This is a genomic window from Serpentinicella sp. ANB-PHB4 (assembly GCF_031432315.1).
Classification (GTDB): Bacteria; Bacillota; Clostridia; order Peptostreptococcales; family Natronincolaceae; genus Serpentinicella.
Window position 1 is genome coordinate 57,481 of sequence record NZ_JAVKGO010000010.1, and the last position, 18,366, is coordinate 75,846.

At 31.3% G+C, this 18,366-nt stretch carries 13 protein-coding genes; 10 read left to right on the forward strand and 3 right to left on the reverse strand.

Going from position 1 to position 18,366, the window contains the following annotated elements; all coding sequences use genetic code 11:
• Nucleotides 1-3 precede the first annotated feature (3 nt).
• Nucleotides 4-417, reverse strand: a complete 414-nt coding sequence (locus RH915_RS08885; protein ID WP_310479414.1) for a bacteriohemerythrin — start codon at nucleotides 415-417, stop codon at nucleotides 4-6.
• Between the two features lie 163 nt (nucleotides 418-580).
• Here RH915_RS08885 and RH915_RS08890 point away from each other — a divergent pair, with 163 nt between their 5' ends.
• The 8 genes from RH915_RS08890 (at nucleotide 581) to argS (ending at nucleotide 13,843) form a co-directional block, all read left to right on the forward strand.
• Nucleotides 581-892 (forward strand): YbjQ family protein, encoded by a 312-nt coding sequence (locus RH915_RS08890; protein WP_310479416.1) that lies wholly within the window; start codon nucleotides 581-583, stop codon nucleotides 890-892.
• 207 nt (nucleotides 893-1,099) lie between these two features.
• The gene (locus RH915_RS08895) at nucleotides 1,100-4,027 is read left to right on the forward strand and encodes an insulinase family protein (protein ID WP_310479417.1); all 2,928 of its coding nucleotides are present in this window, start codon (nucleotides 1,100-1,102) and stop codon (nucleotides 4,025-4,027) included.
• Nucleotides 4,028-4,119: 92 nt separating this feature from the next.
• Nucleotides 4,120-5,799 carry a formate--tetrahydrofolate ligase gene (locus RH915_RS08900; protein ID WP_310479418.1) on the forward strand — a complete coding sequence of 560 codons (1,680 nt, stop codon included), beginning with the start codon at nucleotides 4,120-4,122 and terminating at the stop codon, nucleotides 5,797-5,799.
• A 25-nt stretch (nucleotides 5,800-5,824) separates the two neighbouring features.
• Nucleotides 5,825-7,021: an NAD(P)/FAD-dependent oxidoreductase gene (locus RH915_RS08905; RefSeq protein WP_310479419.1), complete on the forward strand. Its 1,197-nt coding sequence runs from the start codon at nucleotides 5,825-5,827 to the stop codon at nucleotides 7,019-7,021.
• Between the two features lie 279 nt (nucleotides 7,022-7,300).
• Nucleotides 7,301-9,112, forward strand: a complete 1,812-nt coding sequence (gene typA, locus RH915_RS08910) for a translational GTPase TypA (protein WP_310479420.1) — start codon at nucleotides 7,301-7,303, stop codon at nucleotides 9,110-9,112.
• Between the two features lie 31 nt (nucleotides 9,113-9,143).
• Nucleotides 9,144-11,504 carry an endonuclease MutS2 gene (locus RH915_RS08915; RefSeq protein ID WP_310479422.1) on the forward strand — a complete coding sequence of 787 codons (2,361 nt, stop codon included), beginning with the start codon at nucleotides 9,144-9,146 and terminating at the stop codon, nucleotides 11,502-11,504.
• A gap of 85 nt (nucleotides 11,505-11,589) precedes the next feature.
• Nucleotides 11,590-12,057, forward strand: coding sequence for a DUF523 domain-containing protein (locus RH915_RS08920; RefSeq protein WP_310479424.1), 468 nt, complete (start codon nucleotides 11,590-11,592; stop codon nucleotides 12,055-12,057).
• 85 nt (nucleotides 12,058-12,142) lie between these two features.
• Nucleotides 12,143-13,843, forward strand: coding sequence for an arginine--tRNA ligase (argS, locus tag RH915_RS08925; protein ID WP_310479428.1), 1,701 nt, complete (start codon nucleotides 12,143-12,145; stop codon nucleotides 13,841-13,843).
• Nucleotides 13,844-13,913: 70 nt separating this feature from the next.
• Here the strand turns inward: argS and RH915_RS08930 are convergent, their stop codons facing one another.
• Both RH915_RS08930 and RH915_RS08935 read right to left on the reverse strand, forming a co-directional pair.
• A complete protein-coding gene (locus RH915_RS08930) occupies nucleotides 13,914-14,111 on the reverse strand; it encodes a hypothetical protein (RefSeq protein WP_310479430.1) in 198 nt (65 codons plus the stop codon).
• A gap of 112 nt (nucleotides 14,112-14,223) precedes the next feature.
• Nucleotides 14,224-14,793: a zinc dependent phospholipase C family protein gene (locus RH915_RS08935; protein ID WP_310479433.1), complete on the reverse strand. Its 570-nt coding sequence runs from the start codon at nucleotides 14,791-14,793 to the stop codon at nucleotides 14,224-14,226.
• A gap of 214 nt (nucleotides 14,794-15,007) precedes the next feature.
• Between RH915_RS08935 and RH915_RS08940 the strand changes: the two genes are divergently transcribed.
• Both RH915_RS08940 and RH915_RS08945 read left to right on the forward strand, forming a co-directional pair.
• Nucleotides 15,008-16,783: a B12-binding domain-containing radical SAM protein gene (locus RH915_RS08940; protein ID WP_310479436.1), complete on the forward strand. Its 1,776-nt coding sequence runs from the start codon at nucleotides 15,008-15,010 to the stop codon at nucleotides 16,781-16,783.
• Between the two features lie 137 nt (nucleotides 16,784-16,920).
• Nucleotides 16,921-17,673, forward strand: coding sequence for a hypothetical protein (locus tag RH915_RS08945; protein ID WP_310479439.1), 753 nt, complete (start codon nucleotides 16,921-16,923; stop codon nucleotides 17,671-17,673).
• Nucleotides 17,674-18,366 lie beyond the last annotated feature (693 nt).

Consider the following 18,366-nt stretch of genomic DNA (forward strand, 5'->3'; position numbering starts at 1 on the left):
CTATCAATAAACACCTTGTTTGTTTAAAAATTCTCCATATAGACTATCTGATTTGAGTATGTGGTTTTCTATCCAATTTGCTATAAATTGAAGAATATCCATAGAAACTTTTACTTGATCATCATCTACATCTTTTTTAAATAACTTATTAACTTCATCAATAAAAAGATCATGTTCTATTTTATGGGATAGTAATTTAGGGTAACGATGTTTCTCCATTAATGCTTCTTCAGCTTTAAAATGATAAACAGTATATTCTTTTAGCTCGTACAAAGTATCCATTATTTCGTCGTAATTATCCTGATCTGATTGGGAAGATACAAGATCATGTAAATGATCACCTAATTCAAAAAGTTTTTTATGTTGATTATCAAAATTTGAAATTTTGCAACTAAATTCATCACGCCAATTAAACATATAAAATCACTCCTAGTTTGAAATTGAATAGATATTTTTATATAAATAATTAATACCATATTTTGTATTAAAAAACAAGTTTATTAACATAGAAGTAATTTTATATATAACTAGTAAATTAATATGTGCAATTTTAAATAATAAAATAGAGGAGGTAGTTAAAATGATTTTAGTAAATACAGATTATGTAACAGGAAAGGAAATTGAAACACTAGGGCTAGTTAAAGGTTCTATTGTCCAATCAAAAAATGTTGGCAAAGATATTGCCAGTGGTTTAAAAACGATAATAGGTGGAGAGTTAAAAGCTTATTCGGATATGATGAATCAAGCAAGGGAAATTGCAACCAAAAGAATGATTGAAGAAGCAGAAGCATTAGGTGCAGAAGCAATTGTAAATATAAGATATACCTCTAGTGCTGTTATGAGTGGAGCTGCAGAAATATTAGCCTATGGTACAGCTGTAAGATTTAAATAAATTCAAATAATAATGAAGAAGGATTTTGGTATTTTTTGTCGAAACAATTATAATTGTATATAAAAAAGCAAGTGTATAAATTAAAAAGACACTTGTTTTTTCTATACTAAGATTAATAATCATATAATTCTTAATAAATTGAATTGATTTACTCCTTTGGGAGAAACTAATTCTAAAATGATTTTGTATCAGGGAAAGGAGAATATAATGCAATTTGAAGTTGGAAAAATATATAGTAATTTTGAGCTACAAGAATCAAAAGAGGTAAAGGAACTAAAGGGTAAGAGTTATCTTTTTTCACATATAAAAAGTGGAGCTAGATTACTATACATACATAATGATGATGACAATAAAGTTTTTTCTATAACTTTTAGAACGCCACCAACAGATAGTACGGGACTACCGCATATATTAGAACATTCAGTGTTATGCGGTTCACGTAAGTTTCCTACAAAGGATCCCTTTGTAGAGTTAGCAAAGGGGTCATTAAATACATTCCTAAATGCAATGACGTTTTCCGATAAAACGATGTACCCTATTGCCAGTAGAAACAGCAAAGATTTTATTAATCTTATGGATGTGTACTTAGATGCAGTTTTTCATCCAAATATATACGAAACTAAAGAAATTTTAATGCAAGAAGGATGGCATCATGAAATAAGGAGCCAAGAAGAAGAGATTAATTACAAAGGCGTTGTTTACAATGAAATGAAAGGAGCCTTCTCTTCACCAGATCAAGTAATGTTTAGAAAAATTCAAGAAACACTATTCCCAGACACACCTTATAGATTTGATTCTGGTGGCGATCCAGAGGTAATACCAGATTTAACTTATGATCAATTTATACAGTATCATAAAGAATATTATCACCCAGTCAATAGTTACATTCATTTATATGGTGATGGAAATATTTTAGAGCATCTAGAATTTATAGATCAAAATTATCTAAAAGATTTTGAAAAAATGAGTGTGAATACAGACATACCTCTTCAAAAGAGCTTTGATGCGCCTACAGAATTAGCTGTAGAATATCCTATTTCAGAAAAGGAAAAAGAAGCAGATAAAACCCTCTTAAGCTTAAATTTTGCAGTTGGTAAAGCAACAGACCCTGAGCTACACTTAGCTTTTGACATTCTAAACAATATATTGTTAGGATCACCAGCAGCACCATTGAAAAAAGCCCTTCTAGAAGCGGGCATAGGAAAAGACGTATTTGGATCCTTTGATTATACAGTCTTACAACCGGTTTTAAGTGTTGTTTCTAAAAATGCTAATGAAACAGATAAAGACAAATTTAAAAGTACCATTCACAAAACGTTAACCAGTTTAGTTGAAAACGGAATAGACAAAAAATTGATTGAGGCATCCATTAATTCTTATGAGTTTAGACTACGAGAAGCCGACTACGGTCGTTATCCAAAAGGACTTATTTATGCTATGAAAAGCATGGAGAGTTGGTTACATGATGCAGATCCGCTTATGCACTTGACTTACGAAACAAGTTTAGAAAAAATTAAAAAAGCATTTACAGCTCCATATTTTGAAGACCTAATAAAAAAATATCTATTAAATAATACCCATAGCTCTCTTTTAGTAGTTAAGCCTAAAAAGGGATTAGGAAAACTAAAGGAAGAAGAAGTCCAAGAAAAACTAAAGCAATTTAAAGATTCATTATCAAAAGAAGAAATTGGTGAGTTGATAAAACAGACAAATGCTTTAGATAAATTTCAAGAAGTGCCAAATACACCTGAAGAACTTTCTTCTATCCCACTACTTTCATTAGAAGATATTGAAAAAGACCCAGAAACATTAAAACTGGTTGAAAAAGAAGAGGAAGGTGTTAAAGTACTATTTCATCCAGCGTTCACCAACGAGATCGTATACCTAAATGCACTATTTGATACTAGAAAAATTCCACAAAAACTAATACCATATGTTGGACTAATGAGCTATATCCTTGGAAAAGTGAGTACAGAAACCTATAGTTACGAAGAATTGTCTAATGAGATTAATATTAATACAGGCGGTATTTACTTTAATACGGAAGTTTATTCAGATAAAAACAGTGATGAAGCGTATTATCCTATGATAACTTTAAAGTCTGCCTCATTAGTGAGAAAATTACCTGAACTAACAAAACTAATTAGTGAAGTAATTTCTAAAACAAAGTTTGACGAAGAGAAAAGACTGAAAGAAATCATTCAGGAAGTAAAGTCACGTTTAGAATCAGTTATTTTAAACGAAGGACATATTGTTGCTGCTAAAAGAGCAACCTCATATTTCTCTTCAACAGGTATGATTCAAGAAATGTCAACAGGAATTAGTTTCTATGAGTTTATTGCAGATTTAGACGAGAATTTTGATCAGAGAGTTAATGAATTAAAAGAAAACTTTGATGAACTAACTAAACTTATTTTTAATAAACAAAATCTAATATTTAATGTGACAACAGCAGAAAAGGATTACATTGCGTTTAAAGAAAACATAAATAATATAACGGATGTACTCAATACAAGTAAAATTGATAATCAAAACTATCAATTTGAAAAACAAGCTAAGAATGAAGGTATGCTAACATCAAGTAAAATTCAGTATGTTGCTAAAGCATATAACTTCAGAAAACTAGGGTTTGAATACACAGGATATTTACAGGTATTAAAAACAATTATTAGTTTAGATTATTTATGGAAAAAAGTTAGAGTGTCTGGTGGAGCATATGGAGCTATGGCCGGTTTCTCTAGAAACGGTAATATGTATTTTACATCATACCGAGATCCTAATTTAGATAAAACATTAAGTGTATACGATAACGCTTGGGAATATATTAAGCACTTTAAAGCTGACGAAAGAGAAATGACGAAGTATATAATAGGTACAATTAGTAAAATAGATGCACCTCTATCTCCAGCAGCAAAGGGCGAAAGAGCTGTTGCATATTATATTAGTGGTATTACTGAGAATGATCTTAAAAAAGAAAGAACAGAGATTTTAAATACAAATGAAAAAGATATTCAAGAACTATCCGAGCTTGTAAAAGCTGCAATGAAGCAAAACAATTTTTGTGCTTTAGGAAATGAAAATAAAATTAAACAACAAGAAAGTGTATTTAGTCAACTTGTAGACGTATTTAATTAAATACTAAGCAACTAACCATCAACTGAATACAAAGGTATTTAGTTGATGGATTAATTTATACAGCCAAGATAAAATAAGGGGGAAATAAACAAATGTTTAAATCAGATATTGAAATTGCACAAGAATCTTCACTAAAGGACATTAGAGAAATTGCTAAAAAAATTGATTTGTCGGAAGAGGATATTGAGCTTTATGGTAAATATAAAGCAAAAGTGGATTATAACATTTTAAACAAAAAGAAAAAAGAAGGTAAAAAAGCGAAACTTATTTTGACAACTGCTGTAAATCCTACACCTGCTGGTGAAGGAAAAACAACGACAACCATTGGTGTATCAGATGCATTATCGAGGCTAGGTAAAAAGACAGCAGTAGCACTCCGTGAACCATCATTGGGACCTGTTTTCGGTGTTAAAGGCGGAGCAACAGGTGGGGGATATGCCCAAGTTGTTCCTATGGAAGATATAAATCTACACTTTACTGGAGATTTTCATGCCATAGGCGCAGCAAATAATCTTCTTGCTGCAATGATTGATAATCATATTCATCAAGGAAACGATTTAAATATTGATCCGCGAAGACTTACTTGGAAAAGAGCCGTTGACATGAACGACCGACAGTTAAGAGATATCGTTGTTGGACTGGGAGGCGCAAAAAACGGTGTTCCCCGTGAGGATGGTTTTGATATAACTGTTGCTTCAGAAGTGATGGCTGTTTTATGTTTAGCAAAAGATATACTAGATTTAAAAGAAAAATTAGGAAATATTATTATAGGATATACATATAATGATGAGCCAGTTACGGCAAAAGAATTAAAAGCTAACGGTGCTATGACAGCGTTACTTAAAGATGCCCTTAAACCAAATTTAGTACAGACATTAGAAGGAACACCTACATTTGTTCATGGAGGACCATTTGCAAATATCGCACATGGGTGTAACTCTGTAACAGCTACAAAAATGGCAATGAATTTTGCAGATTATGTAGTAACTGAGGCAGGATTTGGTGCAGATTTAGGAGCAGAGAAGTTTATTGATATTAAGTGTAGAATGACTGGTTTAAAACCCGATGCTGTAATAATTGTAGCCACAGTAAGAGCGCTAAAATACAACGGTGGAGTTAGTAAAGAAGACCTAAATAATGAAAATTTAGAAGCACTACGTAATGGAATGCCAAACCTGTTAAAACATGTAGAAAACATTACAAAAGTATTTAAGTTACCTGCTGTTGTAGCAATAAATAAATTTCCTTTTGATAGTGAAGCTGAAATACAATTAGTAAAAGCAATGTGTGCTGAGCTAGGTGTAAAAGTAGCATTATCTGAGGTATGGGCTAAAGGTGGAGAAGGTGGAGAAGCAGTTGCCAAAGAAGTATTAGAATTGATAGAATCAAATGACAGTGAAATGGAATTTGCTTATGATGTAAACGCATCAATAGAAGATAAGATTAAAATGATTGCAAGAAAAATATATGGTGCAGATGATGCGGCTTTTACTGCTGCAGCCAAAGCTGATATTGAAAAGATAAATAAACTAGGTTTAGGCCACTTACCTATTTGTATGGCAAAGACACAATCGTCATTAAGTGATAATCCGTCATTACTAGGCCGACCAGAAGGGTTTGATATTACCGTTAGACAGATTAGAGTGTCTGCTGGTGCTGGATTTATTGTTGCAATAACAGGGGATATAATGACAATGCCAGGATTACCAAAGGAGCCAGCTGCAGAAAAGATAGATATCAATGAGAAGGGTGTAATTTCGGGTTTGTTTTAAACGAAGACAATATTAGGAGATATGTATGGATAATAACTATAAATATGTGATTGTAGGAAATGGAATCGCCGGTCTTACAGCGGCTCAAGAAATACGAAAAAGGGATGAAGAATCAAAAATATTAATGGTGACTAATGAAAATTATTTAACCTATTTTCGTGTTAAGTTATCCCATAACATTAGTAAATCTTTTGATGTAAAAGGTTTACTAATGTATAAAGACCAATGGTATGAAGAGAAGAGGATAAAAGTTGTTTTAAATGAAAAGGTTGCTGAATTAAATATTGAACAAAAATACATTGTAATAAAGGGTAAGAAAGTTCGATATGAAAAATTATTACTGGCTACTGGAGCGAAAGCTTTTATACCTCCTATTGAGGGTAGAGATAAGACAGGGGTATTTTCTTTAAGAACAATTTCCGATTTATCACAGATTCAAAGTTATTTTGTAAATTGTGATAATATAACCGTTATAGGAGGCGGACTACTGGGTCTAGAAGCAGCTTGGGCTATTAAGGAATTAGGAAAAGAAGTAAATGTGGTACAACAAGGACCTTTTTTATTACCAAGACAACTAGATGAACAGTTTGCAAAAGTGGTTGGAGAAATGCTCCAAGATAGAGGAATAAATTTTTACTACAATGCTGAAACAAAAGAGGTATTGGGTAATCATAAAGTGACAGGGTTGTTATTCGAAGATGGAAGAAAATTAGAAACAGGTGCAGTACTAATATCCGCAGGTGTTAAACCAAACATAGAGTTAGCAAAAAGTTGTAATATAAGCTGTAACAAAGGAATTAAAGTGGATAGATACTTAAAAACAAGCAACAAAGAGATCTACGCAGCTGGAGATATTGCGGAAGTTCATGGAATGAACTTAGGGTTGTGGCCTTTAGCCCAGGAACAAGGTAAAATTGCTGGTGCAAATATGACTGGGGCAAATTTAGCGTATTCTATAAGTCAACCTTCTACGTTATTAACTTTAGGAGACATAAAAGTATTTTCCATCGGGAACATAAATGAATTTGAAGTAAGTTTAGTTAGTGAAAATAAAGGTAACTATTATAAGTTATTTTTAAATAATTTCAAAATAGTTGGTGGTATTTTAATAGGGGATACGACAAAAGCTGTTAAGCTTAAAAAAGCAGTAATGAATAAAGTGGATGTTTCCTTATTACATGAAAAGAAAATGAGTTGTCATGAAATAGTTGAAACACTATGATGAAAATCTTTATAAAACCTAAAATACGAGATTTTTTGCAACTTATAGATGACTGTCTACTAGTTTGCTAAAGAATCTCGTTTTTAGCTTTTGTACAAGTGTTTAAAAGAGGAACCCTGTAAAGATCAGATTGCAGTTGTGTACTATTTATGATAAACTCTTTGAGTGTGCTATACGTATGAGTTAAATAGGTTTTTCGCAGATTATAAATAACCAACTTAATATCTGTAAATAATAAAAATAAACAACAATTAAATTGTAGAAAGAAGATGAAATAACATGATTAAAAGAAATGATATAAGAAATATCGCAATAATTGCCCACGTAGACCATGGGAAAACAACCTTAGTAGATCAATTACTAAGACAAAGTGGTGTATTTAGAGAAAATGAGCTAGTAGAAGAAAGAGTTATGGATTCTAACTCTTTAGAAAGAGAAAGAGGTATAACTATCTTAGCTAAAAATACATCTGTACAATATAATGATGTTAAGATCAATATAATTGATACACCAGGCCATGCGGATTTTGGTGGAGAAGTAGAACGAATTATGAAAATGGTAGACGGGGTTTTATTACTTGTTGATGCTGCGGAAGGCCCTATGCCACAAACTCGATTTGTTCTGAAAAAAGCCCTTCATGAAGGATTGCAGCCTGTTGTGGTAGTAAATAAAATAGATCGCCCAGATTCGAGAGTTGAAGAAGTAGTAGACGAAGTATTAGATTTATTTATTTCTTTAGACGCTGATGATGATCAATTAGAATTTCCTGTATTATATGCTTCAGCACGAGATGGTTATGCAAAATCATCTCTAGAGGATGAAAATAAAAATATGGAGCCACTATTTGAAAGTATTGTAACAAATATTTCTGGTCCAACAGGGGATGATCAAGATGGACTTCAATTATTAATCTCATCTATTGATTACGATAAGTACACCGGACGTATTGGAATTGGACGTGTTGTAAGAGGGCGCATAAAAAAAGGACAAAGTGCTGCTCGTATAGAGATAGATAAAAAAACAACCCAAGTAAAAATAGCAAATTTATATACTTATAAAGGCTTAATTAGAGTAGATGCTGAAGAAGCAACTGTAGGAGATATAGTTGCCATATCAGGTATAGAAAACCTTAATATTGGTGACACAATTTGTTCGACAGATAAAGTAGAACCATTAGAGTCAATCGAAATAGATGAGCCTACAATATCTATGAATATTATGGTTAATGATAGTCCATTTGCTGGTAAAGAGGGTAAGTATGTAACAAGTAGACATTTAAAAGACAGGTTAGAAAGAGAGCTGTTATCAAATGTTGCCATGAGAATGCAAGAAGTATCTAGCGATTGCTTCAAGGTTTTAGGTAGAGGAGAATTACACATATCTATTCTGATAGAAACCATGAGAAGAGAAGGCTATGAATTTTCTGTATCACGACCTGAAGTTATTATCAAAAAAACAGAGGATGGCTTACTTGAACCAGTAGAAAAGTTATATATTGAGGTGCCAGAAGTAAGTGTTAGTTCAGTAATTGAAAAGATAAGCCAACGAAAAGGTGAAATGTTAAACATGGAGCCGATGGGTACAGATATGATGAAACTTGAATTTAAAATTCCTGCGAGAGGAATTATAGGGTATAGATCTGAATTTCTAACAGATACAAAAGGCTACGGTGTAATGCACCATATTTTTGATGGTTATGAGCCATATAAAGGAGAGATAAAATCTAGAAATAGAGGATCTTTGATTGCCCATGAAAATGGAACTGCGGTAGCCTATGGAATTTTTGGTGCTCAAGAAAGAGGGAAAATATTTATTGAACCAGGAACAGAAGTTTACGAAGGAATGGTTGTTGGTGAAAGTTCAAGACTAGAAGATATTGTTGTTAATGTTTGCAAGAAAAAACAAATGACAAATGTAAGATCTTCTGGTGCAGATGATGCATTAAAATTAGTACCACCAATTAAATTTTCTCTAGAACAATCCTTAGAGTTTATTACAGATGATGAATTAGTAGAAGTAACTCCAGAGAATATACGTCTTAGAAAAAAAGTGTTAAATAAAACTGCACGACAAAGAAGTAATAGAAAATAAATAAAGATATTTACAAAAAGAGGTGATGGCATTGAATGATAAGAGTTTAAAGGTTTTAGAATATTTTAAGATAATAAACAAATTGATTGAAGAATGCACTTCACCACTAGGAAAAGAATATGCACAACAGTTAAGACCAAAGTTAGAATTAGAAGCAGTAAAAGGGTTGCAGCAAGAAACAACAGAAGCCCAAAGTTTATTGATTCAACGGGGAAGTATACCACTTTCTGGGATATATGATGTTCAACATTTGATTAGAACAACGGAAATAGGCTCCTTTTTAAACCCCGGTCAACTGCTCTATATAAAGCAAACCATTGCTGTAGCAAGGAAACTTAAGAGCTTTCTAAAAGAAAGTGATAAAGAACAATGTCCGTATATTGCGGGTTTGATTGAACAATTAAACATATTTAAAGAAATTGAGGATATTATAGATAGATCTGTGCTTAACGATCAGGAATTATCTGATCGTGCAAGCGTGGAGCTAAAGCGTATCAGGAAAGCTATTCAAAACAAAAATGAGTTAGTGAAAAACAAATTAAATAGTGTTATTAACTCGACTACGAATCAAAAATATTTACAAGATACAATTATAACGATTCGACAAGACAGATATGTTGTACCAGTTAAGCAGGAATATAGAGGCAATATACCTGGGCTTGTACATGATCAATCATCAAGTGGGGCTACTTTGTTTATTGAACCTTTGGCAGTAGTTGAACTAAACAACCAATTAAAAGAACTTCTAATACAAGAAAGAATTGAAATAGAAAGAATTCTAAAAGAAATCGCATCAATCATTGCAGAAAAAGGAGTTTTGATTAAATCTAACCAAAGTATTTTACAGAAGATAGATTTTATTTTTGCAAAAGGTAAATTATCATTAAAAATGAAGGCAGTAGAACCTGTTGTAAATAATACAAAAAAAATTCACATAAAAAATGGGAGACATCCTTTAATTGATCAAAAGGATGTTGTACCAACTAACATTTGGTTAGGTAAGGATTTTACAACATTAGTAATTACAGGGCCAAATACTGGAGGTAAAACAGTAACCTTGAAAACTTTAGGCCTGTTAACACTGATGGCTCAAAGTGGTCTACATATACCAGCGGATTATGGAACAAAGCTTTCAGTTTTTGATCATGTATTTGCAGACATAGGTGATGAGCAAAGTATCGAACAAAGCTTGAGCACCTTTTCATCTCATATGACTAATATTGTAAGTATTATAGAAAACGTTACGGATGATTCTCTAGTGCTATTTGATGAGTTAGGAGCTGGAACAGACCCTACAGAGGGAGCAGCTCTTGCAATGGCAATATTAAATTATTTAAAAGATAAAAATATAACCGTAGTGGCAACAACACATTATAGTGAGCTTAAGCAATATGCACTAACACATGAGGGCGTAGAAAATGCATCTGTTGAGTTTGATGTAAAGACGCTTGAACCAACGTATAAATTGTTAATTGGAGTACCGGGAAAATCTAATGCTTTTGAAATATCACAAAAACTTGGGTTGTCCATAGAATTAATAGATAGTGCTAGAAGGCTTTTAACATCAGAAAGCATACAATTTGAAGAACTTTTACAAAGTATAGAAAGAAATAAACAAATTAGTGAACAAGAAAGACTTGAAAGCAATAGGTTAAAACTTGAAGCCGAGCAACAGTATGAAAAATATCTAGCACAAAAAGATAAGTTAGAAAAAACAAAAGATAAAATAGTTCGTGATGCCAAACAAGAAGCATATAAGCTAATAAAAGAAGCAAAACAAGAAGCCGAGCAAATAATATCTAATTTGAGAAACCTTAAATTAGATTATGAAGAAAAGGAATTTAATAGACAATTAGAAACCGCTAAATCCAAATTAAATAAAAAATTAAAAGAGCACGAACATAGTGAACAAATTTTCAATACACCAAATACAAAAGTTCCTAAAAAACTAAAGTCCGGTGAAACAGTAAAAATACTATCGCTAAATCAAACAGGGTATGTAATTGATCCAGCTAATAAAAACAACGAAGTGCTAGTACAAGTTGGTATTATGAAAATGAATATTCCTATTTCAGATCTTCAAAGAGATAATAGCGAAAAAGATATAAAAAAGACTGGTGTAGGTAAAATTCTTAGAACTAAGAATCAAATTAAATCTGAGGTTGATGTTAGAGGTAAAGATTTAGAAGAGGCATTATTAGAGGTTGACAAATATTTAGACGATGTTTATATAGCTGGATTAAATGAAGTTACTATTATTCACGGGGTAGGTACAGGTATATTAAAAGCTGGCATTAAACAAATGTTAAAAAGTCATAAACATATCAAAGCTTATAGAGAAGGTAAGTATGGTGAAGGTGGTCATGGTGTTACTGTTGTAGAGATTAAATGATAAACCTTAAATTTTAAATATGGGATTCGTATTTATTTTAATTAGTGCCTAAATTATAATACCCTAATATAAGGAGTTTGTTGTTATGGCCATTTTGGTAAGTGCCTGCTTAATGGGCGTTAACTGTAAATATAATGGAGGGAATAATCTTCATAGAGTAATTTCCGGTTTGCAATACAATGTCTTAATTCCCGTATGTCCAGAACAACTTGGAGGACTAACAACCCCTAGGAAGCCAGCTGAAATACAAGGGGGAGAGGGAAAGTGTGTTTTAGAAGGTAAGGCAAAAGTAATAACGAATGACGGTGATGATGTAACCAAAGCCTTTATAAAAGGAGCAAGTGAAACACTTTATATAGCCAAAGAAGTCAATGCAAAACTTGCTATTTTAAAGGCTAGAAGCCCATCCTGTGGCATTGGAGAAATTTACAATGGTAGTTTTAGCAGTAAACTTAAAAAAGGTGATGGAGTAACAACTGCTTTATTAAAACAGCATAAAATTAATATTTATAATGAAATTAACTACAAAAAACTGAATCTGCAACTTCATTGAATATTGCAATAATTTATGATATATTACAAATGGATATTGACTTTTTCAGATAAAAGTTTTCCAATTATGCACAGGAGGAAGTTTAATGATTAACTATAAAATGAAACTTAGCGAATTAATACAACAATACATACCTCAGTTGGAGCTAAAAGAGATCCAAGACCTTTTAGAAATTCCACCAAACACTGAAATGGGAGACTTTGCTTTTCCATGTTTTAAACTTGCTAAAACATTAAAAAAGTCTCCTCAAATCATTGCTGAGGAATTAGTTAACAAGATAGATATACCAAATTATGTAGAACGTGTTAAAAATACTGGACCTTACTTGAACTTTTTTTTAGATAGAAAATATTTTGTCCAAGATATAGTTCAAGAGGTATTGAAAAGCCGTTCTAAGTATGGAGCACAAAATATAGGGGATGGAAAGACAATTTGTATAGACTTTTCAGCACCTAATATTGCTAAGCCATTTCATGTGGGACATTTACGTTCAACAGTAATAGGGAATGCACTATATAGAATCCATAATTATCTGGGCTATAACTGTATAGGAATTAATCATTTAGGTGACTGGGGAACCCAGTTTGGAAAAGTCATTGTTGCGTACAAAAACTGGGGTGTAAAAGAAGAAATAGAAAAGGATCCTATTAATACATTATTAAATCTTTATGTCAAATTCCATGATGAAGCGGTTAATAAACCATCACTGGAAGATGAAGCTAGAGAATGGTTTGTAAAAATGGAAGCAGGAGATGAAGAGGCCTTATCTCTTTGGAAATGGTTTAGTACAGAGACACTAAAAGAATTAAAGAAAATCTATGAAATTCTTGGTGTAAGCTTTGATTATTTCACTGGTGAAAGTTTTTACAATGACAAAATAGACAGTGTAATAAACGAATTAAAAGGTAAAAGCCTTTTAAAAGAAAGTGAAGGCGCTACTTTAGTAGATTTGGATGAATATAATATGCCGCCATGTCTAGTGCAAAAAAAGGACGGAAGTACTTTATATGCTACTAGAGATATAGCTGCTGCTTTATATAGAAAGAATAATTACGACTTTGAGAAATGTATATATGTTACTGATTATTCTCAGAACTTACATTTTTCTCAATGGTTTAAAGTTATAGAGTTGATGGGATATACTTGGGCAAATGATTTGGTTCATGTACCTTTTGGAAGGGTAACCCATGAGGGCAAAAGAATTCAAACTAGAAAAGGAACTGTGGTTCTTCTAGAGGATGTGCTTACTGGTGCCATTGAACGTGTAAAAGAAATTGTCGAAGAGAAAAATCCTAACTTAAACAATAAAGAACAAGTAGCTAAAGATGTTGGGGTAGGCGCGGTTATATTTAATGATCTAAGCAATAATAGGATTAAAGATATTTCTTTCTCTTGGGATACTGCTTTTAGTTTTGAGGGGGAAACAGGACCATATGTTCAATACACGCATGCACGCGCTTGTAGTGTATTAAAGAAGTCAAATCAAAATGTTGATGCGGATGTAAATTATGATTTATTAACGGATGACATAACTGTTGATGTAGTTAGACTAATACAACAATTCCCACAGGTAATATTAGACGCTCAACGTAAAAATGAGCCATCATTAATTACACGGTATGTAGTTGATCTAGCACAAGCATTCAATAGATTTTACAATCAACATCATATAAATGTAGAAGATCAAGAATTAAAGAAAGCTAGGTTAGCTATAGTTGAATCATCAAAGTTAGTTATAAAAAATGCTTTAGATTTATTAGGGATTAAAGCTCCAGAAGAAATGTAAAAAAAGATAACCATTCTCTCGTGTTAGTTGAATGGTTATCTTTTTATTTAAAGGAGTAAGGCAAAAATAGTTAGTCTTGTTGTAAATAGTTGATGAATTGTTCTTCGGATAGGTTACATAAGCTACTAAGCTCTTTTACAATAGAGTCCTTTAGCTCATTGAATGACGAGATTTTTGTTTGATCCCCAGTATATTCTAATGCTTTTATAATCATTAACATATCATGTTTTGATATTTCTTCAATAGAAATTTTTGAAAAGTGTTCCATTTCATATCCCCTTTCCTAGTACTATACCTATAATAGTTCTACAAGAATGGAGAAAAACCTTCACTATTCTACAAAAATAAACGATAAACTTATAATTTTAAACAGTATATATTCAATCTAATAAGGACTCATTTGTTATAATAAATATGGCTACAGCTGATGACGCCGTAATTGCGCTTTGCAGATCATTTTCAAGACTTTCTCCTCTATTAGTATACTCCTTATGAAAATCTTCTAAATAATTTTTGATTGCAAAATCTGGTGACTGACAGACTTCTATAAATGAATCTAAATGTATACTTTTATCAAACTTTTTAAAAAGTCTATGCAATTGTTGTTCGTATTTTACATGGGCCAAAAAATTATGTTTATATTTTTGACGATCGTTATGTGGGACACAAAAATAGTCAGAGATAAAATGAGTAGTGATACCTATTTTTCTTGATAAAAACTTAATAAATGCTTCATTTGTTGTGAGTCTGTATTGACTTAGATGATCAATCTCTTCACAGATCTGGTCAAAAGTATCAGGTTTAAAATGTGCTAGTTTTGCAAGACTAGGCTTTATATCAGGTTCAATACTCCCATAAACAAGACTGTTTATATTTAATTCGATTCCAAGATGTGACTTTATGTTATTGTTTATATGCTGTGAAATAATTCTATGAGTATGGGCAAACATAAGAACCACCTTTCTAAGTTTAGCCGATCTCTTATAGCATTTCTTTCACTTCACTTGAGGCTTGAAATGAAATTGAAAAGTTGAAATTAAGACTATATTAGTATAACATAAATGTATTCATTATACACTAAGACAGTGATGCCGGTAATAATTACTGATGTTAAAACTGGGATAATTAGAAAAAATGACATATATAATAGAAAGAGGTTTTGAAATGAAAATATTACTTACGGCTATAAATGCAAAATTTATTCATACTAACCTAGCAATACGCTATCTACAAAAGTACATTACGAAATCAGAATCACAATACAATTTGACGTTAAAAGAATTTACTATAAATAATAGTAAAGAATATATTCTGACAGAGATATATAAAGAAGCTCCACATATACTTTGTTTTTCCTGCTACATATGGAATATTGATCTTGTGTTAGAAATAACGAAAGAAATTAAAAAAATAAGGCCGGAAGTTAGAGTGATTCTAGGTGGACCAGAAGTATCGTTCAATACCCGTGAACTTATGATACGCAATGATGACATTGATATGGTAGTTATAGGTGAAGGAGAAAAGGCTTTTAGTGAACTAATAGAATGTTTGTCTAATGACGAAGACTTTACAAATATATCTAATATTGCCTACAGAATAAAAGGTGAAGTATATACTAGTGAAAGTTTATGTGATTCAGTTGACATGGGCGATTTGGAGTTCCCATATGATTTAGAGCAACTACCAGATGATAAAATTATTTATTATGAAAGCTCTAGGGGATGTCCTTATAATTGCCAATACTGTCTTTCCTCTTCAACTACCGGTGTAAGGTTTTTACCAATAGAAAGAATTAAAAAAGAACTTAAATATTTTTTAGAACAAGAAGTTAAGCAGATAAAGTTTATAGATCGTACTTTTAATGCAAATAAAAAACACGCTTTAGAAATATTAAACTATATAAAAGAGAATGACAATGGAGTAACCAATTTTCATTTCGAAATATCTGCAGACATTCTTGATCAAGAACTTTTAGATGTATTAGAAAATGCTCCTCATGGGCTTATACAGTTTGAGATTGGCGTGCAAACTACTAATATAAAAACCCTTAGCATCATTAAACGAAATATGAATTTTGAAAAGTTAAAGTCCAATGTAGAATGTATTAAAAAATTTAAAAACATACATCAACATCTAGATCTGATAGTAGGATTGCCTGAAGAAGATTATTTTAGTTTTAGACAGTCATTTGATGATGTTATTTCTCTATACCCTGATAAACTACAAGTAGGATTTTTAAAATTATTAAAAGGGTCAGGCCTAAGGAATGAAGCTCAAAAACATGGGTATGTATACCATGAGAAATCGCCTTATGAAGTTTTGGAAACAAATGTATTAACCTATGGTGAACTGATTAAGTTAAAAGGCATTGAAGAGATGGTCGATATTTATTATAACTCAGGTAATTTTAAAACGACCATATCAGTGATATTGCAAAATTTTTACTCAAGTCCTTTTAGGTTTTTCGAAGAGCTATACACATTTTGGGAAAAAGAAGGTTTAAACCATATTTCCCATAGCAAAAACAAGTATTATGAAATCTTATTTAATTTCTATCAACAAAAAGAATTTCCCAAAAATCAGCTTATATTAGAATGCTTAAAGTTTGACTATATAAAAAATAATAGAAATCCAAATTTACCAAGCTTATTTAATAGGAAAATTGAGAGTGACTTTAAAAATAATTGTCATCAGTTTCTAAAAGACAGTAATAATATCTTTCAATATTTACCTAAGTATATAGATGTAGCACCAAAAAATATAATTAAAAGAGTACACTTTGAAAGTTTTATTATAAACATTGAACAGCTTATTGAAAAACCAGATAAATTTATGGATATTAATGAAGAAAAAACTGTTATCTTATTTGACTACAATGTATCTAAACGTGCTTTAGAGAATGCAAAATATTATAGTATTTCCTATGACCTTTTTATGTGAGAAAAACACATAATTAAATGAAGTTAAATAAATTACGAAGTTTGTTGACTTGTGTAAGGTTTTAGATTCAATGTATAAGTCAATCATTCAAACTTACTAAACATAATTATTTGAACAAAAAGATTAAGAGGTGGGATATGATGCAAATTTTAAAAGATATATATTATACAAACACAGATGTATTAAGAAAAACGTGGAAAGGGCTTATCAAAAGCTGGCCGATTGTATTTACTGGGTTATTTTATACATTTGCTACGATACTTTTATATATGTTAGTTCCATACTTCGGCATATTAGGTGGTTTGTTAATGATCATTGGAACAAGTGCTTTGATTTCAAACTACCTATATCTTTTAAGCAACATTGTGAAACGGGGAAAGTTTGATTATCAAGATTTTAAAGAAGGTTTTACAGCTTACTTAAGAAAGGTATGGGGGCTATTATTTTTTGCATATGTTGCATCTTTGGGGATGAGCTATTTTATTATACCAATACTAAGAGGTTTATTACCCCCAGTTATTTTGAATTTAATTTTAACATTAGGTATTTTTATTCTATTTAACGTGATACCTGAGGTAATCTATCAAAAATATTACAATCCATGGGAAACGATTGTATATGCTGTAGAATTTATTAAAGATAATGTAATTGAATGGTTTATACCAAATTTAATTTTAATTGGAGTATTGTATTTTTTAACAGGGGAACTACTGACAGGCATTTTTAACTATTATATTTCTGTGACGGGGTTACTTTCATCTCCATATAATATTGTTATTTATATAGTTGGGCAGATTTGGTTCTCGCTGTTAATGATCTATAGAGGATACCTATTTAATACTTTAAGTACTAGTAGTAGGAGAAAAAGAATGTTTATGCGAAAATTTTAAAGCTTATTTAGTATAAAGGGCAAGTAATTATAATAGAAAAAACTCAGGGATAAGAAAGAAAAAAATATAGTTATACTAAGCGCTTTAATAAAGGCATTGGGTATTAAGTATATTGATTGCGGACAGGTGATTAAAGAAGATGTGAAAGCATTTCAAATGAATATAAAAGCAATGATAAATGGCATGAAAGAAGTCGTATGATGTATTAACTTTATTAAACCACAGAGCATAAACGCTGTGGTTTGAAAATTTGTAGTATGTAGTAAAAAAATGTGAATAAAAATAAACTAATATGTACATTATATATTTTGTATCTTAAAAATCATATTTAAATTACTTAAAATATGTATTGACAAATAGACATGAATATGATAAATTATTTAAGTCGCCAACACGACGGGGTCCAAGAAACATGTTATAGAAATATAACAGTTAACAAAAAGAGAAAAAAGTGTTGACAAGATGATATGAAAATGTTATATTAGATAAGTCGCCGATAACGACAAATTACGACAGGCGACAGCGAGAAAAAAGCTTTTAAAAAACATTTAAAAAAAGATGTTGACAAAGCCAGTGAAAAATGATATATTAGATAAGTCGCCAATAAGCGACGAGAAAAAAAGGTCTTTGAAAACTAAACAGTATAGAAAGCCAGCAAGAAATAAAAGTCATCCAAGAGATGACAACCCAGAA